This is a genomic window from Empedobacter sp. EJD.6dd (genome assembly GCF_057369435.1).
The window spans coordinates 3,099,879-3,126,181 of sequence record NZ_CM170667.1 but is presented as its reverse complement, the minus strand read 5'-3'; the positions used below and the strand labels follow the sequence as shown (position 1 = coordinate 3,126,181).

28 protein-coding genes are annotated in these 26,303 nt (G+C 31.0%); 13 read left to right on the top strand and 15 right to left on the bottom strand.

Annotated elements, in window-relative coordinates:
- Nucleotides 1-91 precede the first annotated feature (91 nt).
- Entirely contained in the window at nucleotides 92-430 is a 339-nt protein-coding gene (locus tag AC2I98_RS14680; protein ID WP_486412388.1) for a hypothetical protein, read from the top strand.
- A 50-nt stretch (nucleotides 431-480) separates the two neighbouring features.
- On the opposite strand, the gene AC2I98_RS14675 is transcribed toward AC2I98_RS14680, so the two are convergent.
- The 6 genes from AC2I98_RS14675 to AC2I98_RS14650 form a co-directional block, all read right to left on the bottom strand.
- A complete protein-coding gene (locus AC2I98_RS14675) occupies nucleotides 481-861 on the bottom strand; it encodes a hypothetical protein (protein ID WP_486412387.1) in 381 nt (126 codons plus the stop codon).
- Between the two features lie 128 nt (nucleotides 862-989).
- Nucleotides 990-1,862 (bottom strand): tetratricopeptide repeat protein, encoded by an 873-nt coding sequence (locus AC2I98_RS14670; RefSeq protein WP_486412386.1) that lies wholly within the window; start codon nucleotides 1,860-1,862, stop codon nucleotides 990-992.
- Nucleotides 1,863-1,937: 75 nt separating this feature from the next.
- Complete coding sequence (locus AC2I98_RS14665) at nucleotides 1,938-2,960, bottom strand: AMP-binding protein (protein WP_486412385.1); 1,023 nt, start codon at nucleotides 2,958-2,960, stop codon at nucleotides 1,938-1,940.
- Nucleotide 2,961: 1 nt separating this feature from the next.
- Nucleotides 2,962-3,576: a DUF1684 domain-containing protein gene (locus AC2I98_RS14660; RefSeq protein WP_486412384.1), complete on the bottom strand. Its 615-nt coding sequence runs from the start codon at nucleotides 3,574-3,576 to the stop codon at nucleotides 2,962-2,964.
- Complete coding sequence (locus AC2I98_RS14655) at nucleotides 3,573-4,610, bottom strand: o-succinylbenzoate synthase (RefSeq protein ID WP_486412383.1); 1,038 nt, start codon at nucleotides 4,608-4,610, stop codon at nucleotides 3,573-3,575. Before AC2I98_RS14655 ends, AC2I98_RS14660 begins: the two co-directional genes overlap by 4 nt.
- A gap of 86 nt (nucleotides 4,611-4,696) precedes the next feature.
- Entirely contained in the window at nucleotides 4,697-5,122 is a 426-nt protein-coding gene (locus AC2I98_RS14650) for a VOC family protein (RefSeq protein WP_486412382.1), read from the bottom strand.
- A gap of 232 nt (nucleotides 5,123-5,354) precedes the next feature.
- On the opposite strand from AC2I98_RS14650, the gene AC2I98_RS14645 reads away from it, so the two are divergent.
- The 6 genes from AC2I98_RS14645 to AC2I98_RS14620 all read left to right on the top strand — a co-directional run bounded on the left by AC2I98_RS14645 (nucleotide 5,355) and on the right by AC2I98_RS14620 (nucleotide 11,778).
- A complete protein-coding gene (locus tag AC2I98_RS14645) occupies nucleotides 5,355-6,602 on the top strand; it encodes a MutS-related protein (protein ID WP_486412381.1) in 1,248 nt (415 codons plus the stop codon).
- Nucleotides 6,603-6,636: 34 nt separating this feature from the next.
- The gene (locus AC2I98_RS14640; protein WP_486412380.1) at nucleotides 6,637-7,089 is read left to right on the top strand and encodes a hemerythrin domain-containing protein; all 453 of its coding nucleotides are present in this window, start codon (nucleotides 6,637-6,639) and stop codon (nucleotides 7,087-7,089) included.
- Between the two features lie 78 nt (nucleotides 7,090-7,167).
- Nucleotides 7,168-7,608 (top strand): RrF2 family transcriptional regulator, encoded by a 441-nt coding sequence (locus AC2I98_RS14635; RefSeq protein WP_486412379.1) that lies wholly within the window; start codon nucleotides 7,168-7,170, stop codon nucleotides 7,606-7,608.
- Nucleotides 7,609-7,673: 65 nt separating this feature from the next.
- Nucleotides 7,674-8,450, top strand: coding sequence for a class I SAM-dependent methyltransferase (locus AC2I98_RS14630; RefSeq protein WP_486412378.1), 777 nt, complete (start codon nucleotides 7,674-7,676; stop codon nucleotides 8,448-8,450).
- 57 nt (nucleotides 8,451-8,507) lie between these two features.
- Entirely contained in the window at nucleotides 8,508-9,224 is a 717-nt protein-coding gene (ric, locus tag AC2I98_RS14625; protein ID WP_486412377.1) for an iron-sulfur cluster repair di-iron protein, read from the top strand.
- A gap of 145 nt (nucleotides 9,225-9,369) precedes the next feature.
- Nucleotides 9,370-11,778, top strand: a complete 2,409-nt coding sequence (locus tag AC2I98_RS14620) for a TonB-dependent receptor domain-containing protein (protein WP_486412376.1) — start codon at nucleotides 9,370-9,372, stop codon at nucleotides 11,776-11,778.
- 64 nt (nucleotides 11,779-11,842) lie between these two features.
- Here the strand turns inward: AC2I98_RS14620 and AC2I98_RS14615 are convergent, their stop codons facing one another.
- Complete coding sequence (locus AC2I98_RS14615; protein WP_486412375.1) at nucleotides 11,843-12,343, bottom strand: MarR family winged helix-turn-helix transcriptional regulator; 501 nt, start codon at nucleotides 12,341-12,343, stop codon at nucleotides 11,843-11,845.
- A 101-nt stretch (nucleotides 12,344-12,444) separates the two neighbouring features.
- Between AC2I98_RS14615 and AC2I98_RS14610 the strand changes: the two genes are divergently transcribed.
- Nucleotides 12,445-12,822, top strand: coding sequence for a RidA family protein (locus AC2I98_RS14610; RefSeq protein WP_486412374.1), 378 nt, complete (start codon nucleotides 12,445-12,447; stop codon nucleotides 12,820-12,822).
- 2 nt (nucleotides 12,823-12,824) lie between these two features.
- Nucleotides 12,825-13,760 (top strand): pyridoxal-phosphate dependent enzyme, encoded by a 936-nt coding sequence (locus AC2I98_RS14605; protein ID WP_486412373.1) that lies wholly within the window; start codon nucleotides 12,825-12,827, stop codon nucleotides 13,758-13,760.
- 197 nt (nucleotides 13,761-13,957) lie between these two features.
- Here AC2I98_RS14605 and AC2I98_RS14600 read toward each other — a convergent pair whose 3' ends face one another.
- The 7 genes from AC2I98_RS14600 to AC2I98_RS14570 form a co-directional block, all read right to left on the bottom strand.
- Nucleotides 13,958-14,617 (bottom strand): YggS family pyridoxal phosphate-dependent enzyme, encoded by a 660-nt coding sequence (locus AC2I98_RS14600; RefSeq protein WP_486412372.1) that lies wholly within the window; start codon nucleotides 14,615-14,617, stop codon nucleotides 13,958-13,960.
- A 6-nt stretch (nucleotides 14,618-14,623) separates the two neighbouring features.
- Nucleotides 14,624-15,871: a DUF1015 domain-containing protein gene (locus AC2I98_RS14595; RefSeq protein WP_486412371.1), complete on the bottom strand. Its 1,248-nt coding sequence runs from the start codon at nucleotides 15,869-15,871 to the stop codon at nucleotides 14,624-14,626.
- Nucleotides 15,872-15,904: 33 nt separating this feature from the next.
- Nucleotides 15,905-16,855 (bottom strand): D-2-hydroxyacid dehydrogenase, encoded by a 951-nt coding sequence (locus AC2I98_RS14590; protein WP_486412370.1) that lies wholly within the window; start codon nucleotides 16,853-16,855, stop codon nucleotides 15,905-15,907.
- Between the two features lie 84 nt (nucleotides 16,856-16,939).
- The gene (gene serC, locus AC2I98_RS14585) at nucleotides 16,940-18,010 is read right to left on the bottom strand and encodes a 3-phosphoserine/phosphohydroxythreonine transaminase (protein ID WP_486412369.1); all 1,071 of its coding nucleotides are present in this window, start codon (nucleotides 18,008-18,010) and stop codon (nucleotides 16,940-16,942) included.
- A 161-nt stretch (nucleotides 18,011-18,171) separates the two neighbouring features.
- Nucleotides 18,172-19,431, bottom strand: a complete 1,260-nt coding sequence (locus AC2I98_RS14580; RefSeq protein ID WP_486412368.1) for an aminotransferase class I/II-fold pyridoxal phosphate-dependent enzyme — start codon at nucleotides 19,429-19,431, stop codon at nucleotides 18,172-18,174.
- A 93-nt stretch (nucleotides 19,432-19,524) separates the two neighbouring features.
- The gene (locus AC2I98_RS14575) at nucleotides 19,525-20,562 is read right to left on the bottom strand and encodes a PLP-dependent cysteine synthase family protein (protein WP_486412367.1); all 1,038 of its coding nucleotides are present in this window, start codon (nucleotides 20,560-20,562) and stop codon (nucleotides 19,525-19,527) included.
- 129 nt (nucleotides 20,563-20,691) lie between these two features.
- The gene (locus tag AC2I98_RS14570; protein WP_486412366.1) at nucleotides 20,692-21,846 is read right to left on the bottom strand and encodes a GlmU family protein; all 1,155 of its coding nucleotides are present in this window, start codon (nucleotides 21,844-21,846) and stop codon (nucleotides 20,692-20,694) included.
- A gap of 162 nt (nucleotides 21,847-22,008) precedes the next feature.
- Between AC2I98_RS14570 and aroB the strand changes: the two genes are divergently transcribed.
- From aroB to AC2I98_RS14550, 4 genes are read left to right on the top strand one after another with little or no spacing between them, the layout of a single operon-like run.
- Complete coding sequence (aroB, locus tag AC2I98_RS14565) at nucleotides 22,009-23,061, top strand: 3-dehydroquinate synthase (RefSeq protein ID WP_486412365.1); 1,053 nt, start codon at nucleotides 22,009-22,011, stop codon at nucleotides 23,059-23,061.
- On the top strand, nucleotides 23,049-23,585 hold the full coding sequence (msrB, locus tag AC2I98_RS14560) for a peptide-methionine (R)-S-oxide reductase MsrB (RefSeq protein ID WP_486412364.1): 537 nt from the start codon (nucleotides 23,049-23,051) through the stop codon (nucleotides 23,583-23,585). The genes aroB and msrB overlap by 13 nt, the downstream gene beginning before the upstream one ends.
- A 47-nt stretch (nucleotides 23,586-23,632) precedes the next feature.
- A complete protein-coding gene (locus tag AC2I98_RS14555) occupies nucleotides 23,633-24,019 on the top strand; it encodes a hypothetical protein (RefSeq protein ID WP_486412363.1) in 387 nt (128 codons plus the stop codon).
- 9 nt (nucleotides 24,020-24,028) lie between these two features.
- Entirely contained in the window at nucleotides 24,029-25,360 is a 1,332-nt protein-coding gene (locus tag AC2I98_RS14550; protein ID WP_486412362.1) for an MATE family efflux transporter, read from the top strand.
- Between the two features lie 114 nt (nucleotides 25,361-25,474).
- Here the strand turns inward: AC2I98_RS14550 and AC2I98_RS14545 are convergent, their stop codons facing one another.
- The gene (locus tag AC2I98_RS14545) at nucleotides 25,475-26,299 is read right to left on the bottom strand and encodes a GLPGLI family protein (protein WP_486412361.1); all 825 of its coding nucleotides are present in this window, start codon (nucleotides 26,297-26,299) and stop codon (nucleotides 25,475-25,477) included.
- Between the last annotated feature and the right edge of the window lie 4 nt (nucleotides 26,300-26,303).

Sequence of the window (26,303 nt, the reverse complement as noted above, 5' to 3'; positions counted from 1 at the left end):
CAAAAGAAACGGTTTTTTTCTTCCTTTCTTGATGTAAATCAATGTACAACTATTTATTGTGACGTTACTTTGCATCATAAATTAATCTAGTATGCAAGTACAAATCGCTGTTTTTGGTAAGAATAAAGAAATTGTGGACACCTTAGAACGTGTGATCAACAAGAATGAAAAATGGAAGGCATTTTGTACCTGTACGCAAGAAGAATTGAAATGGTATATCGCTGCAAACAATGTTCAAATTGTTTTATATAGTAGCGGAATTGGTGCTTCGGAGTTAGAAAATTTGGAAGAATGGATAAGCACCTATTTTCCTTCAGTAAAGCAAATTCATCATTTTGGTGGAGGAAGTGGTTTGTTGAAATGTGAAATTGATGGAGTTTTGGCTGGAATAGAGCCTATCTCTAAACTTGAAGTGAATTTGATCGATTAAATTTGTTATAAAAAAAGGCTTTTCAAACTAATTAGAAAAGCCTTTTTTATTTATATATCTTTTACAATCCAATAATCTCGAGAAAGCCCAACATCATTGCGATTAACTTCTATTTCGTCGCAAAAATCTAAAAATAATTCGTCTAAAGTTTTATCTATTTTTGGAGTTGAACCAAATAATTTTGTTAAAACTGGATTTGTTTCATGTTCCAATAATTTCCCAGAAAAATTTGCAATAGTATTTTCTTGATATCCAATAAATGTACTTGGCACAAAAACCATTAACTCTTCCGTATCGATTACTAAAAATGTCTTCGATTTTTTAATCAATTGGATTGTTTTGGCTTTTTCTTGCTCAGTTCCCATCTCCAAACCTTCTAAAAACAATTCAACATTATCAAAAACTTCTTCTTTATTTTGAACAAACTCCATCTTATAAATTTTGACAAAATTAAATATTTTTTCTGATTGTCTGTTTCTATTTTAGTGACTTATTTTGAATTTCAACAGAGCAAGTTTATTCATTCTATTTATTTTATAAAAAGATAATTTATACACTATTAATCTTCTTTCAATAAAATTTCAACCTCCAAATATTCATGATAATTTCGCACAAAATCATGTTCAAAATCAATATCATCTAAACGCATTTGAACACCTTTTTTATCAACATCAATATAATCTAAAACCGTTTGTACATTGTAAATTTCAAAATTATGAAACGTAGGATATAACGTAATTTGTTTCAACGTTAACGCCATAATAAAGCAATTGATTCCATTAAAATTAACACCAATATCAGCGAAGTTTTTATAAAAAGCAATCAGATTTGTTTTGAGCTGAAGATTGTAATTAAAACTTCTTAATTTAAAATTTTTCAACACCAAACGATTAGTCGTTTTCAAGACTATTTCTTCTGTAATTTGAAGATTTTTACTTAACAATTCTAAAACCTGTTTATCTTCAACCAATTGATACAACGTATTTAAATAACGCTTAGCATCCTCAAATTCAAAAAGTTCTAAATTTACCAAAATCGATAAAAAAAGAAAACGTTGATTGGTTGGATACACAATTTCAAGCTCTTTGAGGTACTTCTGCGCTTCTTCAAATTTTAATTTATGGATATAATATTCGGCAATATAAAAATTCGTTGCGTACAAATAATAATCTTCTTTCTTGGCTTCTAAAAGGTATAAAATTGACTCTTCGTTAAAGTTTAAATTTCGTTGAACAACGCCTTTTAGAAAAAGCGCTTTTTTATCTTTTGGAAATTCATGTAACAACTGATTCAATAAATCTTGCGCCTTGATTAGTTGCTGAATTGGATTGTGAATAAACGAAAAACTTTTCCAAATTGGATATTGATTTTCATCCATCTCATCATCAAGAATTAAGAAAAAAATATCGTTAAAAAGTTTATTGTAATCCACAGTATAAGTTTTTAGTAGTGCTAAAATTAAGCTATTTTTAGATAAAATGCATGAACAAAATAAAATCAGCTATTTCTAAAATTGCTGTCTTTTTATTTTCCCGCTTTCAGTACGAGGAAACTGATTGATAAAAATAATTTCTTTCGGCAGTTGATATTTCGTCAAATCGACCAAAGAAAAATCTAAACTTCTCTCCTCACCTTCCACTACTAAAATTAATTTTTGACCTAATAATTCATCCGCTTTTGATGTCACATAAAAGTCTGAATGGATATAAGGTTTCAATTTATTTTCAATCTGTTCAGGAAATAATTTTATTCCACCCGAATTAATCACATTATCTGCTCGTCCAATCCAATTAAACTTACGTTGATCGATGATTTCAACAATATCATTCGTTACCACTTGTAAATCATCATAAGGCGTATTAATCACCAAACAACCGCGATCATCTTGCGAAATATTAACCTCATCAAAAGCTTCAAATACTTGTTCTGCATCAGGATATTTACGATTTGAAACTTGTTTGAAAGCAATATGCGTAATTGTTTCTGTCATGGCATACGTTTCGTAAACTTCATTATCAAATGCAGCTAATTCTTGTTTCACTTTCTCAGAAAGCGGAGCTCCACCAATAATTAACTTTTTACATTTTGAAACAAATACTAACGAGTTTTCTACTTGCATAGGTGTTAACGCAACAAAATCTATTGTTTTAAATTGTTCTGAAATCGATTCATTCACCGTTTTCAACGTAATATGCGAAGTAGGTTGCATACAAATCAATTTCAAACCGATTTCTACTGCACGAACCAACATCAATTTACCAGCAATGTAAGAAACAGGCATAACCAATAATGCAGAATCTCCTTTTTGTAAATGCAAATATTTTCCTGTCATATTCGCACTTTTACGCATGTTTTCTTTGGTCAAAATAATCTCTTTGGGAGTTCCAGTTGAACCAGATGTATGCGCAATCATAATCGTAGAGTCCGAAAACCATTCAACCAAAAATGCTTTAACAGTTTCTTCAAATTCATTTGTTGGTTGAATTGAATTAACATCAAAATTTGGTTGAGAAAAATCTAAATACAACATCTTATTTATGGTAACTTACTCCTGCATTAATTTCAACATCCAACACATTATTAGCTGGCGGAATTGGACAATTGTAATGTTTGCTATATGCGCAATATGGATTATATGCTTGATTGAAATCTAAAATAATCTCATTCGATTTTCCTTCAAAATCCTTCGTGCTCAAATCTAAATATCTTCCTCCACCATAAGAAGTCACACCATTTGTTTCGTCCATAAAAGGTAAAAATAAACTCTCTGCGTATTTCTCCATAATAGGAGAAGATTGATAAATCGTCAACGTTTGTTGCACTTCATCCAATGTAAAAGTGACTATTCCGTATTCTTTATAATTCTTAATTTTCTTTGCAGAAGTAGGAAATGGAATCACTTTTCCATCTTTAATTGGTGTAAATTTCGCTTTAACACGATATTTTTCACTAATCGGAAAAAACGTAATTCCTTTGAAATTTGTTTTCTCTTCGTCCATCAATGGTGTTGTTTTAGGATCGGTATAAAAAGTTGCTAATTCTGTCTGATATTTTTGAATTTCAGCTATATCATTCGATTTCTTTGCTGTTTGACAACTCATTAACACAACCGTTGTTATAATTGCTATAAATAATTTATTGATCATAATTTGTTTCTAAATAAGTATTCACCTTTTAATTCTAATCGACTTGGAAAATTGTTGGTAAATAAACCTCCTGTTCCCAATCCTTGTGGCATTTCTGGGTATAATATTGCTGTCCATTGTGCAATGGCATTCAAACCGATATTACTTTCTAATGCAGAAGTAATCCAAAAAGGAATTTCGTAGCTATCAGCCGTATTTATCCATTCTAAAGAACCTCTTACTCCTCCTACTAAGCTTGGTTTTAGAATAATATATTGAGGTTTTATTTTTTCTAACAACTTAAATTTATCTTCTTGATGAACAACTCCTATTAACTCTTCGTCTAGTGCAATTGGCGTTGGTGTAGAAGCACATAATTCTGTCATCAAGTCAATTTGTCCTGCTTTTATTGGTTGTTCAATAGAATGAATTTTTAATTCTGCTAATTGTTGTAAAACTACTTTAGCCTCTTCGAACGTAAACCCTCCATTGGCATCGACACGTAATTCTAATTGTTCTGCAGAAAATTCAGCACGTAATTGTTGTAAAATCTTATGTTCATTTTCCCAATCAACTCCAATTTTTAATTTGATGCATTTATAACCAATGGCTAATTTTTCTTTGATTTGCTCGCGCATAAAATCGATTGTTCCCATCCAAATTAATCCATTTGTCTGAATACCTTTATCGCCTGTAGAAAAAGCGGACTCGTATAAATCTGGATTTAATTTATCTGTATAATTATCGTTGTAACGATTGGTAGAAAGACTCTGAAAAGCTTGCTCAACTCCGAACTGAATCGAAGGCCATTCACGTAATTCACGCCATAACTCATCAATTCCTAAATCGATATGATCACAAACCCATTGTAATTTTTCTTCATAATCAGGACGATCATCAAAACTTAGTCCTTTAAACAATCCACATTCACCAACATATTCTTTTCCATCTTCTTCTATTGTAAAAAGATATGTCAATTTCTCTGTCAAAACGCCACGCGAAGTTCCACTTGGATTTTTGAATTTCAATATATAAGGTTCAAAACTTGCTTTCATACTTCAAATTTAGTCAAATATGACCATCCTAAAAAGTAGGTTGAACAGAAAAAATATCATGTTAAAGAATTTACTTTAGAAGTTCATTATATCCGTTCTAAAGTTGCGAGATCAAACTTTTTCATTTTCATAAAGGCTTCTACAACGCTCTGCGATTTTTCTGGATTACTCAAAAGTTGTGGTAAAATAACTGGAATAACTTGCCAAGAAAGTCCAAACTTATCTTTTAACCAACCACAATTTCCCTCTTTTCCTCCATCGGAAGTTAATGTATTCCAATAATAATCAATTTCTTCTTGTGTATCGCAATCAATTACAAATGATGTCGCTTCATTGAATTTAAAATTTGGTCCACCATTCAATCCCATAAACTTTTTGCCATTTAACTCAAATATTACCACCATTTGATTGTCACTAATAATATTGGAATTGGGAAAAACGGAACAATAAAATTTTGCTGCTTCTTGTGCTTGTCCATCGAACCATAAACACGGATAAATTTCTCTTTTCATTTTTATAGTTTTTAAATTGTTATTTCAATTAGCAATATTAATGAGTTGAATAGAATTGTAAACTTATCAAATCTTCTTTTAGAGTTTTTAAAGAAAATTAAAAAAAACAGCTATATAATTATTTTCTAATAACTTTCCTATCTCAAATTTACTTAAATTATGATTATCTTAGAAAGCAGTTTTGGTATATATAAATGACTGAAATTTTAAAATAGACCTAACCTCAAAAAATATGATCAACATTGATAATTTGAATATAGAAAAAGAAATTTTACCTCTTTTTAATGCAACTTTAAATTATAATTCACGTTCAATTTTAATTGATCTCTTAAAAACTAAACCAAATTCTATTGAAGAGATTACATTTAGACAAGACATTATAAAAGGTTTTATAGCCGAACTTCCTGAAAAAAAACTCTATCACTATTCAAAAACAGATTACAACGAAGTTTATCAAAAACTAAAAGAGTTAGAACCTGAAAATTATCTGAAAATAAAATTTCATTCAGCTACTAAACTTTCTTTAGAAAGTAATTTTGCTCAGATTTATATTTTTTTCAATAAAATTAATACGTTTTTATTGACGTTAAATCTCGATTTATTTCCAACCAAGTTTAAGCATTCGATTAATAAAATGATGGATACGTTACAAAAAATTAAAACCAAAGAAACCTATCATATCATTAAAAATAATGCATTTAAAAGCAAAAATATTCTAAAAACAAATGATATATTAATTGCGAACAAGCACGAAATAGATTCATTTTACGATATATTTCATTTATTCGAAGCTTATATATCTATTAGTCTAAAAGTTATTGAACATCAATTTATTTTTCCTATTCTTTCTCAGAAAAATGAAATAGATTTAGTGGATTTCTATTATCCATTACTCAAAAACCCTATTAAAAATAGTTTTAAAACCTCTAAAAAAGTCGTTGTTTTAACTGGGGCAAATATGTCAGGAAAGTCAACTTTTTTTCGTGCAATTTCCTTTTGTAGTTATTTAGGAAATCTTGGACTTCCAATTCCATGTAAATCTGCAACAATACCATTTTATCATACCATAAGCATAAATATTGATCATACAGATAACGTATTGAAAGGCTACAGTCATTTTATGAATGAAATTGTGAATCTAAAAAACTTTATAATTTCGAATAAAAATGATGTAAATAGCTTTGCAATTTTCGATGAACTATTCAGTGGTACAAATTCTGTAGATGCAACAAACTTGTTAGCAAAAACAATTAAAGGTTTACGTTTTTATCAAAATTCTTTAACATTTATATCGACTCATTATTATGAAATACAAGAGGAATTAGAACAGCTAGACGATATAGAATTTTTACATCTAGAATGTGTTATAGAAGAAAATCGTCCTATTTATACCTATAAAATAAAAAATGGATGGTCTGATATCAGAGTTGGTCAATTAATATTTGAAAATGAAGGTTTGAATGATTTATTAAATAATTAAAAACCATACCTTTATACTATACAACAAATTGATTATGAAAAGAAATGAACACATTGTACCGTTATCAAAAGATCATCATTTCGGATTACTTTGTAGCTGGAAAATAGAACAAGGACTAACTAAAAATGTAGCGTTAGAACGAATTGCAACATATGTAGAATATTTCTGGGAAAATCATCTTTCTGATCATTTTAATCAAGAAGAAGAAATTCTTTTTCCTTATTCTAATGAAACATATAATCTACAGATTAAAACAGAGCATAAGGATTTGAATGTTTTAGTTGAAAAGATTATGAAACATCCTGAGAAAGCTTTGTTAGAAGATTTTTCTCATTTATTAAAAAAACATATTCGATTCGAAGAACGAGATTGGTTTCCTTTTCTACAAGACAATCTAAAAGAAACTGATTTGGAACTAATTGGTGAAAAATTAAAAAAAATACATACACACTCGATTGATTCTTACCAAGATGAATTTTGGAAATAGATAAATAAAAACAATAAAACACCTTTTACTCTTTTATTAAAAATAATATCGTAAATTTGTAGTGTAAAAGAATTGTAAATGTTATCAAAAACTTGTGAATATGCTATTAGAGCATTAATTTATATTGCTCAGCAAACAAAAGAAGGATATAAAGTTGGAATTAAAGAAATTGCTAAAGGAATTGATTCTCCAGAATATTTTATAGCTAAAATTTTGCAAGAAATGGTACGACAAAATCTATTGCAGTCTACAAAAGGTCCAACAGGTGGATTTCATCTTAGCGAAAAAGATTTAAATAATTCTTTGGCTGTTATTGTTAGACAATTTGATGGTGATAAAATTTTTAGCGGTTGTGCGTTAGGGTTAAAACAGTGTTCTGAAAAGAATCCTTGTCCTTTACATCATCAATTTAAAGAAATACGAAATACTTTGAAAGATTTATTAGAGACAACAACATTTACAATGTTAGTTGATAGATTAGAATCTAAAGAAGTATTTCTAAAACTAAATTTAGAATAATCATTTAACTCAATAAGAGATAAAAAGGTCTTTTTGTTTGAATTAAAAATTAAATACTTAACAAAATGAAAAACGATACAATTGATAAAATGTCTGGACATTGGCTTCTTGCTAAAATAGGAAAAAAAGTTTTGAGACCTGGTGGTAAAAAATTAACACTTGAGATGATTGATTTACTAAATATCAAAACCAATGACACAGTAGTAGAATTTGCTCCTGGACTTGGTTATACCACTTCTATAGTTCTCAACAAAAAACCAAGTTCATATACCGGAGTAGATATAGATGAAAAAGTGATCGAAAATTTAAATCAAAAATTCGATGATAATAAAGCTAAATTTCAGCTTGCAAATGCAGCAGAAACGATGCTTGATAATAATACGCAAACTAAAGTTTTTGGTGAAGCTATGTTAACCATGCATGTCAATCATCGAAAAAGCGAAATAATAAAAGAAGCGCATCGAATTCTAAAAAACGATGGTTATTATGCAATTCACGAATTAGCATTAAAGCCAAATAATATTTCAGAAGAAATCAAAAAAAATATTCAAAAGGAACTTGCCCTTACAATGAATGTTAATGCAAGACCTTTGACAATAGAAGAATGGACGAATCTAATAAAAGATGAAGGCTTTGAAATTATCGAAATAAAAACATCAGAAATGCATTTGCTCGAACCATCAAGATTAATTGATGATGAAGGTTTCTCTGGCTTTCTAAATATTATAAAAAATATTGCAACACAACCAGAAGTTAGAGAAAGAGTTATACGAATGAAAAAAGTTTTCAAAAAATATGAAGAGCATTTATGTGCTTTTGTGATGGTTGCAAAGAAAATATAAAGATATAATAAGCTTTAAAAAAATTTAAATTAATAAAAGATAAAAAAGTATTTTATTATGAACGTAAAAACAAATTTAATTGGAGAAATGGTCTCAGAAGATTTCAGAACTGCAGCTATTTTTAAAAAACATGGAATTGATTTTTGTTGTCGTGGAGGTAGAACGATAGAAGAAGCTTGTGAAAATAAGTCAACAGATAAAGAACAAGTTTACAAAGATTTAGAAAATTTACCTTCAGGCACAGAAGCATCGATTGATTATAAATCGTGGCCGTTAGATTTGCTAACAGAATATGTCGAAAAGATACACCATGTTTATGTAGAAGAAAAAACACCTGTTTTAGTAGCTTTCTTAGATAAATTATGCAAAGTTCATGGCGAAAGACATCCAGAACTTTATGAAATCAATAATTTGTTTAATCAAACTGCTCAAGAGCTTAGCGCACATTTGAAAAAAGAAGAACACATTCTATTTCCTTTTATCAAAGAGATGGCAAACAGTAAACGTAATGGTACAAAAATAGATTATCCACCATTTGGCTCGGTTGAGAATCCGGTTCATATGATGGAACATGAACACACGGCAGAAGGAGATCGTTTTGCAAAAATAGCAGAACTTACCAATAATTATACTCCACCTGCTGATGCTTGTAATACGTACAAAGTAACGTATGCGATGTTGCAAGATTTCGAAAATGATTTACATACACACATCCACATAGAAAACAATATTTTATTTCCGAAATCAATTCAGTTAGAAAAAGAACTTAAATAAACTCCACCAAAATCCCAATAACCCGCTTATTGGGATTTACTTTTTTAACTATTTTGTTAATTAACTATTATTTAAGATATATTTCACATTTAACCATGTAACTTTTAAATGAATAGGGCGTCTAATTTGTAAATAACCCTAAAAAATGAAAAAATATTTTCTTCCAATTATTTGTTTTGCAGCAATTCAAACTTATGCACAACAAGAAATAAAAGGAACTCTACAATATACCAATCAAACGCCAGTTGCATTAGCTGATGTAATTATTTCGCAAGGAGATAAGATTGTTGACGAAATTTCTACTGACGAAAATGGACATTTTACTGTCGTTTTAGAAGAAGGCTCATATACTTTAAAAATAGAAGAAGCTGGTGCTACCCTACATTCATTAAAAGTTGATGTTTCTAAAAATGCTGATTTAGGAATTATTTTAGTTCCAAAAACTGAAAATGTTACGTTAACAGAAGCTGTTGTAACAGGGCAAAAGAAACTAATTGAAAAAAAAGTAGATCGAATCATTTTTAATGTCGATCAAGCTGAAGGTGCAAAAGGTGGAAATGCATTAGATGCGCTGAAACTTGCTCCACGTATCAAAGTAGAAGAAGCTACAGATGCTATTTCTATCATTGGAAAAGGTTCTGTAAGTGTGATGATTAACGATCGTTTGATGCAAATGAGTAGCGAACAATTGGCTAATTATTTAAAAACTATTCGAACAGAAGATATTGACAAAATTGAGGTCATTACAAATCCTCCATCAAAATATGATGCAACAGGAAATAGTGGAATTATCAATATTGTGTTAAAAAATGCCAAACAAGAAAGTTTGAATGGTTCTATTTCAACATCATATAGCCAACAAAAATTTCCAGGTCTTAACTTGAATGGCAACATCAATTACCGAAAAGGAAAATGGACATTAACTTCTAGTATTTACAGTGGATTAGGTAATTGGTACAACGAAAACGAAAGTGCAACTATCTACCCAGACCAAAAGTGGATGACAAATGGGGAAAACAAAAACAAGAATAAATATTATGGAGGGCGAATTGGAGTTGATTACCAAGTAAATGACAACTTAATTACTGGTTTTAATTTTGATTATTCTGATGGTAATGGAACAAACACAGGAACTTCTGTAACCAATATTTTTGATTTGATAAACAATACAACTGATCGTTACATGACCACTAATCGAGATGGAAGTTCGTGGGACTGGGATTATCTTGGATTTAATTATCACATCATTAAAAAGTTTAAAGAGGAAGGAAAAAAATTAACGTTCGATTTCGATTATTCTAAAAATGGGAACGATAACACCTCTAAAAACATTAGTAACGAATTCGATCCAAATTGGAATCCTATTAATGGTAAATATGATAATAATTATAGCTTAACTGATGGTTCTTCTAATCGTTTCAATGTAAGTATTGACATGGAACACCCGATTAATTCATGGAAAATGAATTATGGAACGCGCTTACGTTGGGCGATTGATAAAGCAGACAATCAGCGTTTTTCTAAAACAAATCCAACAGATGATTTTAGTGAGGATACTAACTTTTCAAATAGTTATCAATACAATGAAAACGTCTATGCATTATATTATTCGATAGAAAAACAATTGAGCGAAAAATGGACTGCAAAAGTAGGTTTACGATACGAGCATGCTCAATCAGAAAGTATCATGGAAGATCCGAAAGATAATTACAAAAAAGAATATGACGGATTATACCCTACTGCCTACATGATGTATCAAGCGTCAGAAAATCATTCGTTTACTTTAAATTATTCTCGTCGTGTAGATCGTCCTTATATATGGTACTTAAACCCGAGAACAATTAAACAAAATGAATACAATTTCACAGAAGGAAATCCTAATTTAACGCCTTCTAATTCGAATAACTTCGAATTAGAGCATGCTTACAAAGATTTATTTGTTTCGAGTATTTATTATAGAAACGCAAATGATCTTTTTGAGCAAGTAACAATTTATGATCCTGCAACTAAAATTTCACTTTCTAAACCGTTTAATATTGGAAAAACATATAGTATTGGTTTTAGTGAAAACATCAATGTAAAACCATATAAATGGTGGAAAATAAATGCTTCTGCCGATGTTTTTTATCGAAAAACAACGAGTAAAATTCCTGAAATGAATTATACAATAGACGGAATGAATGGTGAATTTAGATTGACAAATAATTTAGATCTAAACAAAAAGAAAACACTTTTTGCCAACTATTCGTTTATGTATTACACAAAAAGTACAGATGGATTGGATAAATTTGGAGATTTCATGCGACATAATATTGGTTTGAGAGCGATGGTTTTCCAAAAGAAACTACAAATATCTGCCAATGTTTCTAACCTTTTCGAAAACAAAAATGGTACTTATACAAGTGTTTCAAATAATATCATTAATACTGGTGTAGGACAACCTTTTAGAATGTATCGAGTTGGTATCAGCTACAATTTCGGAAAACAATTTAAAATCGAACGATCTAAATCTAACCAAGAACAAAGCGGCGGAGGCGGTGGAGGAAATGGTTAAAATTTATTCCTGAATTATATAAAACCTGAACTTATTTGTTCAGGTTTTTCTTTTATTATCACTGTTATTGATCCAACTCAACCAATAGTTTTTTTAATAAGATGGCTAAATCAACTTGCTCTTCTTGAGTCAAAATCTGAATCGATTCTTTGGCTTCATCAAATCGCTTTTCAATCGCTTTATCAATAATTTCTTTTCCTTTTTCTGTAAGACCTGCCAAACTTATTCGACCATCATTTTCATCAGGCGCACGATAAATCAACTCTAACTTCGTTAGACGATTAAGAAGTGCTGTCATTGCTCCAGAAGTAATAACAACAGATTGCATCAATTGTTTCGGAGATAATTGATATGGTTCACCAGAACGGCGAATCGTTGCTAAAACATCTAAATCGGTATAATAAATTCCATTTTCTTTTAAAGCTAAACTCGCTCTATTCTCTAAAATCTTACCTAATTTCATTATTCTTCCAACAATTTGCATCGCTTCAACATCCAATTCCGGACGTTCAATATTCCATTCTGCAATCAGTGTATCAATTAAATCTTTTTCTTTTTTCATCATAATTGAATGAAAAACAAAGGTACAAAATATCTTCACATCAAGATAAATTGTATATTTGTAATATATCTTGATGTGAAGATACTTTCAAAATCAATAGAAAAATGAACATCATTCAAACCGAAAATATGCCTATTGCTAATGGTCATTACTCACAATGTATCGAACATAATGGCATTTTATATTTATCTGGACAATTACCAATAGATCGTGAAACGAAGAAAATTCCTTCTACAATTTCTGAACAAACTAATTTAGTTTTAAAAAATATCGAAACCATATTACACGAAGCAAATAGCGATAAAAACCATGTTTTACAAGTACGAATTTATATTCCGAATGTTCAACTTTGGGATGAAGTAAATGCTGTATATAGCGATTTTTTTGAAGATCACAAACCTGTTCGATGTGTTGTCCCAACCAACGAATTGCACTATGAAGCGCTTATAGAAGTTGAAGTAACTGCAATCACAAAACCATAAATATGCACAAAGAAGCAATCATTGAAACTCACCTACGAATTTCATCTTTTATTCACAATACACCTATTTTAACCTCAACTTTACTCAATGAAATGATTGGAGCAAATTTGTTTTTTAAATGCGAAAACTTCCAAAAAATGGGTACTTTTAAAATGCGGGGCGCAACAAATGCAGTGATGTTACTTTCTGATGAACAGAAACAAAAAGGCGTTGTGACACATTCTTCAGGAAATTTTGCTCAGGCTTTAGCTCTTGCAGCTAAAAGTCAAGGAATCGAAGCTTTTATTGTAATGCCTTCAACGGCTCCACAAGTAAAAAAAGACGCTGTAAAAGGTTATAATGGACAAATTATAGAATGTGAACCAACTTTAGAAGCAAGAAAAAAAACAGCGAAAGAAATTGAAGAAAAAAAAGGTGCGACTTTTATCCATCCTTCTAACGATTTGAATGTTATTCTTGGGCAAGGAACTGCTGCAAAGGAATTGTTAGAAGTCTATCCCGAGTTAGATTATATTTTTACGCCTGTTGGTGGTGGTGGATTAATTGCGGGTACAGCTATTGCTGCCAAAAATTTTGGAAAGAATTGTAAAGTAATTGGAGGAGAACCTTTTGAAGCAGATGATGCATATCGTTCGTTAGAAAGTGGAAAAATAGAGTCTAACTCTACAACAAATACAATTGCAGACGGATTGAAAACAGAATTAGGTGACATCAATTTTCCGATTATACAAAAAGGTGTAGAAAAAATAATTCGGGTAACAGAAGAAGAAATTATTGCAGCAATGAAATTAATTTGGGAACGATTGAAAATAGTTTGTGAACCATCTTCTGCAGTTGCTTTTGCAGCTTTAATCAAAGAGAAAGAAAATTATAAAAATAGAAATATTGGAATCATAATTTCTGGTGGAAATGTCAATTTAGACACACTTCCTTTTTAAGAAGTTCAAAATAAAAATCCCTCTAAAATTATACTTTTAGAGGGATTTATTCTATTTAAAATATTAATCAAAACTGTCAATTCGAGTGAAATTCTCAAAGAATTTTGTATCGAGAATGAGGTTTTGAAAAATAAAATTCTATTCTCGATACAATTTTTCTACAATACTTTTCGAAAAATCACTCGAATTGACGAATTTTAAATTGAATAATTACGGTGTCCAAAAATAGAACTTCCAATGCGAACCATTGTACTACTTTCTTCAATAGCGATTTCGTAATCTCCAGACATTCCCATTGATAAAATAGTTAGATGCTCGAAAGCAGTCTTCAAAGAATCAAAGTTAGATTTTAAGGTTTTGAATTCATTTCTTATTTGATTCTCATCATCCGTAAATGTCGCCATTCCCATTAAACCGACAACTCTAACATTTGGTAAATGCTGAATTTCTTCTTGCATTATCTGACGAATTTCTTCTACATCTAATCCAAATTTTGTTTCTTCATCTGCAATAAATTGTTGTAACAAAACATCAATTACACGATTGTTTTTCTCCGCTTGTTTATTGATTTCTTTCAATAATTTCAAACTATCAACACCATGAATCAAATGTACAAAAGATGCCATATACTTCACTTTATTGGTTTGTACATGCCCAATCATATGCCAACGAATATCCTTTGGAAGAACTTCGTATTTATCGCACATTTCTTGAATTTTGTTTTCGCCAAAGTCTCTTATTCCCGCTTCATAAGCCTCTTGCAAATCCTCTACAGGTTTTGTTTTAGAAACCGCAACAAGTGTTACATGATCAGGAATAGTTGCTTCTATTGCTTTTAAATTATCTTGAATACTCATTTTATTTTATTCTTTCAAATCAAATACTGCAAAACCACTCAACGGTTTTGGTTCGATATATGTACTTTTTGGAGGCATTTTAAGTCCTAAATCAGAGATCAATTGTAAATCTTTAACGTCTACTGGATAAAAAGCAAATGCAGCGATATAATCGTGATGATCTACTTTATCTTTCAAAGATTCGATTCCAACTTTATCACGTGTTCCACATTCGTAATGCACGCGTTTATCTTTCTTAGAATCTTGAATATTTAAAATTGGTTTCAAGACTGTTTCTTCGAAAATATACGTGTCCAATTCACTTAAACCTTCTGTCGTTAATACATTATTTTTGACATAAAGACTATAATATTGACCATCTAAATACATCACCAAATGATGTTTTTTTGTCGGAACAACTAATTCGTCATTCTTTGGTATCACTTCAAAATATTCCTCTAAACGTTGAATAAATTCTGTTGTAGATAAACCGTTCAAATCCTTAATTAAACGATTATAATCATTGATAATCAATTCTTCGTTTGAAACTAAAAGTGCTAACGTGTAATTGAACGCTTCATCACCATACACCTCATCTGTAGAAGTTTCTGACGCATATTTCGTATAACGCTCTGAACTTTCCATACGATGATGTCCATCTGCAATATACAATTCATCTAACCTCTCGATAGAATCTTTTAATTGTTTTAAATTTAATCGATTATCAACTCGCCACAACAAATGTTGTGTCCCGTTAGACTCCTCAATTTTCAGAATCGGTTTACGTTTCATTTCTGTGTCAATTAACAAATCTACTCGCTGAGCAGGTTTGTATGTCAACAGAACAGGTTCTGCATGAAAATGAGATTCTTTTAGATATTCGGCAAACAATTCTACACGACGCTCCAATGTTTCTTCGTGTTTTTTTATTTTATTGTTGCGATAATCATCAATATTCACAAGTCCCAAAAGTCCTTTTGTCTCGCGACCATTAGGCTGAATAACTTGATAAATATAATATGACGATTTATCTTGAATCAAAATTTTCTTCTCGATAAATTCTTCTAAGTTCTGACGAACTTTTCTAAATCTTTCTTTCGAATCAGTTATAGATTCGTCCCAAGTTGGTAAAATAATATGCAAAAAAGAGTTTTCTCTTGTATTGATATAATAATCAACTTCTTCTTTTGAGTATTGATTAACCGCAAGGGTAACAAATTCTTGAGAAGTTTCTTCTGTTGGACGAATTCCTTTGAATGGTTTAAATTGTGGCATTTTAACTAACTTTAAATGAAATGAAAACCTAAATTATTTTCCGTAAATCTCTACGATTTGCGCTGCTAATTCAGTTCCAATTCGATCTTGAGCTTCGTTTGTAGAACCTGCAATATGTGGAGATAACGACAAAGCTTCGTTCATTAACAATCCCATTTCTGGCGTTGGTTCATTTTCGAAAACATCTAAAGCTGCTCCTGCAACTTTTCCGTCTTCAATTGCATCAACCAAAGCACGCTCATCAACTACTCCACCACGTGCAGTATTAATTACGATAACTCCGTCCTTCATTTTAGCAAATTCTTTTTCTCCTAAAATATATCCATCTTGTGCTGGTACATGTAACGAAATAAAATCTGCTTTTGTTATTACTTCATCAAAACTAACCGAAGATATTGAAAAGTTTACTTTTTGCCCATCAAAAAATTCTAATTCGATATCGCGCGTAGCAGGAAATTTATCATATACTAAAATATTCATTCCTAAACCAATTGCTTCTCGAATTACTTCAACTCCAATTCGTCCGAAACCAACTACACCCATCGTTTTCCCTCTCAATTCGATTGCTTTTGCGTACGCTTTTTTCAATCCATTGAAATTAGAATCACCTTCTAAAGGCATATTACGATTGGCATTGTGTAAATTACGAACGATAGAAAATAAATGCGCGATTACAAACTCCGCTACAGATTGAGACGAAGATGCAGGCGTATTGATCACTTGAATTCCTTTGTTACGAGCATATTCTACATCGATATTGTCCATACCAACTCCTCCTCGACCAATAATCTTAAGATTTGTTGCATCAATTAATGGTTGACGAACTTTTGTTGCAGAACGCACTAAAAGCACTTCGATGTTGTGTTGATTGATATAATTTTCTAATTGTTCTTGTGCTACATGAGCTGTTATGACTTCGAAACCTTTTGCTTCTAAAGCTTCTTGTCCTGCTTTAGAAATTCCGTCGTTTGCTAATATTTTCATTTTATTATAGTAATTAGTGAAAAGTAATTAGTAATTAGATAGCTCTAAGAACTCAAATCTAATTACTAACTACTAAACATATTTTTATCCAAATTTTTGTTCAAATTGTTTCATAACTTCTACCAAAACTTGAACAGATTCTAGTGGTAAAGCGTTGTACATTGATGCACGATAACCTCCAACATCACGATGTCCTGCTAACGAAACAACTCCAGCTTCTTTTAACATAGCATCAAAATCTGCTTTAAAATCTTCGTTGTTTAACACAAAAGTAGCATTCATCTGAGAACGATCTTCTGTTGCAGCAGTTCCTGTGAACAAGCCATTACGATCAATCTCTGCATACATTGCATCTGCTTTTGCAGTATTAATTTTTGCAATCGCTTCTACTCCTCCTTGTTCTTTTAACCATTGTAAATTTAACATGACACCGTAAATTGCAATTACTGGCCAAGTATTAAATGAAGATTCTTTTTTGATGTGAACATCATAATTTAAATAATCTGGAATATTACGTCCTGTTTTTCCTAATAAGTCTTTCTGAACAATGGCTACAGCAGAACCTGCAGGTCCCATATTCTTTTGAGCTCCGGCATAGATTACTCCAAATTTAGAAACATCAATATCGCGCGATAAGATATCTGAAGACATATCACAAACCATAGGAACTGGCGAATTTGGAAACTCTTTCATTTGAGTTCCAAAAATTGTATTATTAGATGTACAGTGAAAATAATCTACATCAGTTGGAATCGTATATCCTTTCGGAATATAATTATAGTTTTTATCTTTTGAAGAAGCAATCACTTCTATTTCTCCAAATCGTTTTGCTTCTTTAATAGCATTTTCTGCCCATTTTCCCGTTTGTGTATACGCTGCTTTTCCTCCTTCTTTCAAAAGATTATAAGCTACCGTAGGAAATTGTAGAGAAGCTCCTCCTTGCATAAATAGAACATCATGCGATTCTGGAACATGCATTAATTCTTTTACCAAAGCTCTTGCTGTATCAATAACTTCTACCGCATCTTTACGACGATGTGAAATCTCTAAAATAGATGTTCCTGAATTATTAAAATCGATACAAGCTTGTGCCATTTTTTCGAAAACGACTTGTGGTAAAATGCAAGGCCCTGCACTAAAATTGTGAATTTTCATAATTAAAATTGTTGTGTGTTTGTGTGTATTAAATTGTAACAAATATAGTAAATCAAAAATTCTTATTAGGGATTAAAACGTTTAACTTTTAAACACAATTGCAAACAAAAAAACCCTAAACTTTTAGCTTAGGGTTTTAAAAATTCTGATTGAATTATATTTTAGTATTGAACGAAATCTACATTCAATTCTTCAGCTTTTCTTTTGTAATAACCATCTGCCAATTTATCTTTAATCTCAGCAAATGAGTTTAACGTATATTCGATGTGTTCGTCTTCGTGAGCAGCAGTTGGAATAATACGGAAGATAATCATTCCTTTTGGAATAACTGGATAAACTACTACAGAAACAAAAATTCCGTACTCTTCGCGCATTTCTTTCGCTAAAACAGTTGCTTCGATAGGAGAACCATTTAAAACGATTGGTGTAACACATGTATCAGATCCACCAATATCAAATCCTCTTTCTTGTAAACCTTTCTGAATTTTTTCTACATTATGCCATAACTTATCTTTAAGCTCTGGATGATTACGTAATAATTCAAGACGTTTTAAACCTCCGATTACCATTGGCATTGTCAATGATTTCGCAAAAATTTGAGAACGTAAGTTATATTTTAAAATACGGATAATATCTTTATTTCCAGCGATAAAAGCTCCAAAACCAGCCATAGATTTTGCGAAAGTAGAGAAATAGATATCAATTGCATCTTGACAACCTTGCTCTTCTCCAGCTCCAGCTCCAGTTTTACCTAAAGTACCAAAACCATGCGCATCATCAACTAATAAACGGAATTTGTATTCGTCTTTGTAAGCAGCGATTTCTTTTAAAATACCTTGCTTACCTGTCATTCCGAAAACACCTTCTGTAATCACTAAAATTCCACCTCCTTGTTTGTCAGCTAATTTACGTGCACGAATAATTGTTTTTTCAAAACTTTCGATGTTATTGTGTTGATAAATAAAACGTTTACCAAAGTGTAAACGAACACCATCAACGATACAAGCATGACATTCAGCATCATAAACGATTACATCGTTTTTAGACACTAAAGCATCAATTGTAGATACCATTCCTTGATATCCGAAATTCATTAAATAAGCAGACTCTTTTTGAACAAAATCAGCCAATTCTTGCTCTAATTGTGCGTGAAAATCTGTTTGTCCAGACATTGCGCGAGCTCCCATTGGATAAGCCATACCATATTCAGCAGCCGCATCAGCATCAGCTTTACGAACTTCTGGATGGTTAGCTAAACCTAAATAGTTATTGATTGACCAAGTAATTACTTTTTTACCTTGGAATTCCATTACTGGTCCGATTTCTCCTTTTAATTGTGGAAAAACATAATAACCTTCACCATAATCAGCGAATTGACCTAATGGTCCAGGGTTTTGTTTTAAACGTTCAAAAATGTCCATTTTATTTTAGTTTAATTTTTTATTAATTGAAAAAAAGTAGAAAGTGAACTAACACTACCTACTTTATTATTTAATTTTTTACAAATATACGTTTTATTTGATTCTTTCAACAGTTGCACGTGCTTCTAAACCATTGAGTCTGCTATTTGTAAAACCTTCCTCAGCCATCCAGTCATCGCTAAATACTTTTGTCATATAGCGTGATCCATGGTCTGGGTATAAGATAATTACCAAAGAATTTTCGTCAAATTCTCCTTCTTCAGCCAATTGTTTGTATGCTTGAGTAGCAGCTCCAGAAGTATATCCTGCCATAATTCCTTCTTTCAAAGCAATTTCGCGTGTGCGATAAGCAGATTCTTCGTCTGTTACTTTTATAAATTTATCTACCATTTCAAAATCTAAAGCACCAGGAACTAAGTTTTTTCCCATTCCTTCGATTCTATATGGATAAATATCATTTTGATCTACCTTTCCAGTTTCATGATAACCTTTCAAGATTGATCCATATGCATCAACTCCGATGATTTTCACATCAGGGTTTTGTTCTTTTATATAACGTGCACTACCTGTCAAAGTTCCTCCTGTACCTGTACAACCAATAAGGTGAGTAATCTTTCCTTCTGTTTGTTTCCAGATTTCAGGACCTGTTGTTAAATAGTGAGCTTCTGTATTCCCTTGATTAAAATATTGATTAATATAAAGAGAATTTGGCGTTTCCGCAGCAATACGTTTTGCTACTTCGTAGTATGATCTTGGATCATCAGCAGGTACATTTGCAGGGCATAAAAATACTTTTGCACCCATCGCTTTTAAAAATGAAATTTTTTCTGCTTTTGTTTTATCCGATACCGCTAAGATACATTTGTACCCTTTTACGATAGCAACCATAGCTACAGCAAATCCAGTGTTACCTGAAGTTGTTTCTACAATAGTAGCACCAGGTTTTAATAGACCATTTTTTTCAGCCTCTTCTATAATATGTAAAGCTATTCTGTCTTTTGTTGAATGTCCAGGATTGTAACATTCTAACTTTGCATAAACTTCGCCTGGAATGTCTTGGTTAATTCTGTTTAATTGAACTAATGGAGTATCTCCAATTAACTCTAAAACGTTTTTATATTTACCAGTCATTTCACAAATATTCTTTTCTAACAAAAAGCAAAATTAAGGATTTTTTAATTAATTGTTAAAAGATTAACACGTAAAATTAATCATATTACAATTTTTAGCTAAAATTCTTAGTATTTACTCTTTATCAAATTAGTTATTATTTAAATTAAAAATATGTTCTAAAATTCTTTTGTCAGCAGCTGTAAAATCAATTTTTCTTCTCTTCATCATTCGCTCTGCTGCTTCACAAGCACGATCTAAATTATAAACTGGCGCATCTGAACTTCCTCCCCAGCTATAGTGTTTTACAACGTTTGGTGGAAAACCTGCTTGAAAAATGTTTGCACAAACTCCAACAACTGTACCAGTATTTATTTGGGTATTAATTGCAGCCTTTCCATGATCGCCCATAATTACGCCACAAAACTGCAAACCTGTTTTTACAAATCGTTTTTCTCTGTAACTCCATATTTTTACAATATCGTAATTATTTTTCAGATTCGAATTATTTGTTCCTGCACCTAAATTACACCATTCTCCAAGAACAGAATTCCCTAAATATCCGTCGTGTCCTTTGTTTGTGTAACCAATTAAAACAACATTACTCAATTCTCCACAAACTTTACTGTAAGGACCTATTGTTGTTCCAGGATATATTTTTGCACCCATTTTTACAGTTGCATGCTCGCATAAAGCTAATCCACCTCTAATCATAGAACCTTCCATAATCTCAGCATCTTTCCCTATATATATAGGACCTTCAGAAGCATTTAATATCGAAAATTCAACCTTAGCTCCTTCTTCAATAAATATATTCTCTGGAGATAAAACTTGGTTCGTCGTTGATATTGGTTGAGAAGTTCTTCCTTTTGTTACTAAATCAAAATCAAATTCTATTGCTTGAAAATTGTATGTAAACATATCCCAAGAATATTGCAGATGAATAACTTCATGTTCGAATTGAATAGTATCTGCTGTAAGTTGAGGAGTATTTTCAGTTGATTTAACTGCTACAAGATGATTATCAAAAAGTAGGGTTTGGTTGGGTTGCAAATTTTTTATCGCTTCAATTAATTTTTCGTTCGGAAAAAAAGTTGGGTTGATAAATATGTTTTCGGTTTGGATTTTTGCAGGAAATTTTTCTTGCAAATAAGGTTTGGTTTGGTATGAAACCTCTGTGTTTAGTATTTTTTCCCAACGTTCTGCAAAACTTAAAATCCCCATTCTAAGGGCTGCAATTGGTCTTGTAAATGTTAGGGGCAAAAAATCTTCATATTCTTCGCCATCAAAAAGAACTATGTTCATTGATCTATGAATTTGTGCAAATTTAAAAATAATTATTTTATAACTCCATACGATCAATATAGATTCTCTCAACACAACAACTAAAATAAATCAGTCAAAATATTTGGTTGATGTAAAAAGGTCGCCGTAATTTTAGGCACATTTTAAAAAACATTTTTCATTTTGAAATCAGCTCCGATTCATTTTGGTTCAATCGCATATATTTTAGACGATTACCTTGCAAAAAACTCTTTTTCTTCTATCTTTTTCTTGGTAGATGAAAACACACATGTGCATTGTTTACCACTATTATTAGCCGATTTGGACAATATTTCTGCTTACGAAATTCTTGAAATTGACTCTGGAGAAGAAAACAAAAACATTGATACCGTACAAAATCTTTGGTTAGCTCTTAGTGAATTAGGTGCTGATCGCCATTCATTAGTGATTAATGTTGGTGGAGGAGTTTTAACTGATATGGGAGGTTTTATGGCTTCTACTTTCAAGCGTGGAATAAAGTTTATAAACATTCCTACAACGTTATTATCTCAAGTTGATGCATCTGCAGGAGGTAAAAATGGAATTGATTTGGAAGGTATGAAAAATATGGTTGGTACATTTACTCAACCTGAAATGGTTTTAGTTGATCCAAAATTTTTATTGACATTAGAACAACGTCAAGTAAAATCAGGATTAGCAGAAATGTTGAAACATGGTTTAATTAAAAATCGTGATCATTGGGACAACTTGGTTCAATTACCTTCACATGATGCCGAAGCTTTGGCACCATTTATCATGGATTCTATTCATATCAAAGAAAATGTTGTTGACAATGATCCATACGAAAAAGGCGAACGTAAGATTTTAAATTTTGGTCACACAATTGGTCATGCTATAGAAAGTGAATCTTTAGAAACAGATTTTCCTCTTTTACATGGAGAAGCAATTGTTATCGGAATGATTATTGAGACATTCCTTAGTTATGATCAAGAATTAATTTCTAAAGCTGATTTAGAAGAAGTTTGCGAAAGTTTTTCGTCAATGTATGCATTAAATACAATCGACATGAAAATTTTCCCTAATTTAATGGAATGGATGAAACACGACAAAAAGAACCAAAATAATTCAATCAACTTTAGTTTGATTAATAAAATTGGACACTGTCGTTATGATGTAGTTTGTACTGAAGAAGAAATCAGACAAGCTTTTGAAAAATATAATCAATGGATTGCCTAAAAAAATATACATCTTTTTTTGTTGTAGCGTTACTCATAAGCTTTACACCTTCTTGTAAATCGCAACATAAAAAAGATGAAAAAAAAGTAGAACAACCACAAAATACAGTTGCGATGAATGAGAAACCTCAATTTAAAGTAAATAAATCAGATGAAGAGTGGAAAAAAGAACTTTCTTCTGAAGAGTATTATGTATTAAGAGAAGCTGGTACAGAACGTCCTTTCACAGGAAAATTCAATATGCATTTCGAGAATGGCGTATATACTTGTGCTGCTTGTAATGAAGAATTATTTTCTTCAGCATCTAAATTTGACGGACATTGTGGTTGGCCAAGTTTTGATAAAGAAATTGAAAGCGGAAAAATTGTAGAGCGTGTAGATTCTTCACATGGAATGACAAGAGTAGAAATTCTTTGTGGAAATTGTGGAAGTCATTTAGGTCATGTTTTTGATGATGGTCCTACACAAACCGGCTTACGCTACTGTGTCAATTCTCTATCTTTAGATTTTAAACCTCAAAAATAATTTTCTAAAAGCTGTTCTCAACAGCTTTTTTTAATCGTATCTATTTTATGAAAATACTTCGTATCATCATCGTTCTTATCTTATTGTTATTAATTTATAACGGTATTTATAATTACAACTTAATGGTTAATTTCAGAACAACAGATCGTCCTGTAAATCCATTACGTTATATCTTTTTCGGATTTTATTTCGTTTTAATTCTCTTTAATTTAATTGAATATATCCGTGGAAAATTCACTTACGGATCGTTTAAAAAAGTATTCTACTATCTAATTTTTGCTGCTTATTTAGTTTGTATTTTCATGTTCAAATACAACGACTATCACATTCCTGGCTTACCACTTTTAAGCTATTTTACTTTAGTTGGAATTACTTTATTTATGCTAAGTCAGCTTATTAAAAACAAACCTCCGTACAAACGCGTCAAAAAATAAACCCTCGAAATGAATTCGGTTTCGGATAGAATTACCTTCAAACAAATCAATAAATTAGCTATTCCTGCAATTTTTGCGGGAGTGGCAGAATCTTTAATTACATTAACCGATATTGCAATGGTGGGTAATGTAAAAGAATTTTCGGTTGAAGCGCTTGCTGCAACAGGATTGGTAGGTTCGTTTCTTTCTGGAATTATTTGGATTGTTGCACAAACCAAAACATCTATTTCGTCTTTGGTTTCTCAAAGTCTTGGCGCAAATAAATTGGATAGTTTAAAAACCTTAGTTCCTCAAGCCTTGTATTTCAATGTTTTTTTGAGCTTATTAATATTAATTCCAACTTATTTTTTTGCTCAAAATCTTTTCGAACTTTACAATGCAAAAGGATTAGTTCTACAATTTTCTGTCGATTATTATAAAATTAGAGCGTTTGGTTTTCCGCTGACGCTTATTTCATTAACACTTTTTGGAGCATTTCGAGGAATGCAAAACACAATTTGGGCAATGAAATGCAGTTTGACAGCAGCTTTTGTACATGTTTTTTTAGATTATATTTTAATTTTTGGAGTTGACGGACTTATTCCTGCTTTACATATCAAAGGCGCTGCTTATGCGAGTCTAATAGCGCAATTTATTATGGTTGTAATGGCATTTTATTACTATTTCACCCAAACATCTTTTGATTTAAATCCTGGAAAAACTCTTCATCCACTTTTCAAAAAATATGTAAACCTAAGTTTCAATTTCATTTTACGTACAGCTTCGCTTAATGTCGCATTTTTTCTTGCCAATTCTTACGCAACAGATTATGGAAAAGATTATATCGCCGCGCAAAGCATTTTGATGAATATTTGGTTGTTTTTCTCTTTTTTTATTGATGGATATGCAGGTGCAGGAAATGCGATGGCAGGACGATTACAAGGCGAACGAAACTATCCTAAACTTTGGATTTTAAGTAAAGATATTTCCAAATATTCAGTTCTTATTGCGTGTATTTTAATTGCGATTTGTTTCATCTTTTACAATCAAATTGGTACAATTTTCAATCAAGATCCTAATGTTTTAAACGTATTTAATTCTGTTTTTTGGATGGTTTTAATTATGCAACCAATCAACACACTTGCCTATATTTTTGATGGTTTTTTCAAAGGAATGGGCGATGCAAAACTGCTTCGAAACAATTTAATTGTCGCTACTTTTTTGGGCTTTTTACCAACTATTTTCATCACAGACTATTTCGGTTTAAACATCTACGGAATTTGGATTGCCTTCGGAATTTGGATGTTTTTACGCAGTCTTCCGTTGATGTATATTTTTAGAAAACGAGTTTTTAATCAATAAAAAAGTCGCTGAAAAGCGACTTTTAGTATTTTTTATTCTTCTCATTTTAAGGTGTAGAAATAGATGCTTGTTGAATTTTCTATTAATGTATAAGAGAAAAACAGGTTGAAAAATTTATTTGATATTAAATTGCAAACCTCTTTCAATAGAGTTATTTAGCTTCTCTAATTCTTCTTTCTTTTTAAGATTTTTTTCAACATCATTCTTTAAATTTTCTCCCGTTTTGGAAGTAATAACTTTTGGATTTTCTTTATACTCTTTAATGTATTTTACAAATTCAGATTTATTCGAATTTGTTTTACTAAAATCTTTATAAATAGGATATTCGAAATCATCTTCATTCACTTTTATACTAATTGGCTCAAAATGAAAAAATCCTTCAGAATCTCGAAGATCTAAGATCAAACCTGGTAATCCTTGGAATTTATACGGTCCATAAGAAACTGGAATTTCTTCTGTATACCAAGCTTCCCAAGTTCTTCCAAATAAATTTGTGGTTGCTTTTTTTGCTTTATAATTATCAATTACCTTTTCTTCGTCTAATAATTTCCATGAAATTTCTGGAGCATTATCTTCAAAACTATAATTCAAGCGATTCACAGAAGAATTAATATAATACAGATTAGAATCCTTTCTAAAATACAATTTTAAATGATTATTCGGAGAAGTTTTTGTTCCCAATAGGCCATCACTACTAACTTTATTGTTTTTAATCAACGTAGTAATATCTACTCCAGTTGTGTCAGAAGTAAACAAGTCATTAGATAAAAATGCATACCCAAATTTATTTGTATGGAGTATCATCTCATCTGATTTCACATCCGATTTATTCAAAGAATCTGGAACAAAATTGAATTTATATTTTACCAGATAATTCGATGTTTTTTTACAGCTAATAACTGTAACGACCAAAGCTAAAATTGTAATTAAGTATCTCATAAAG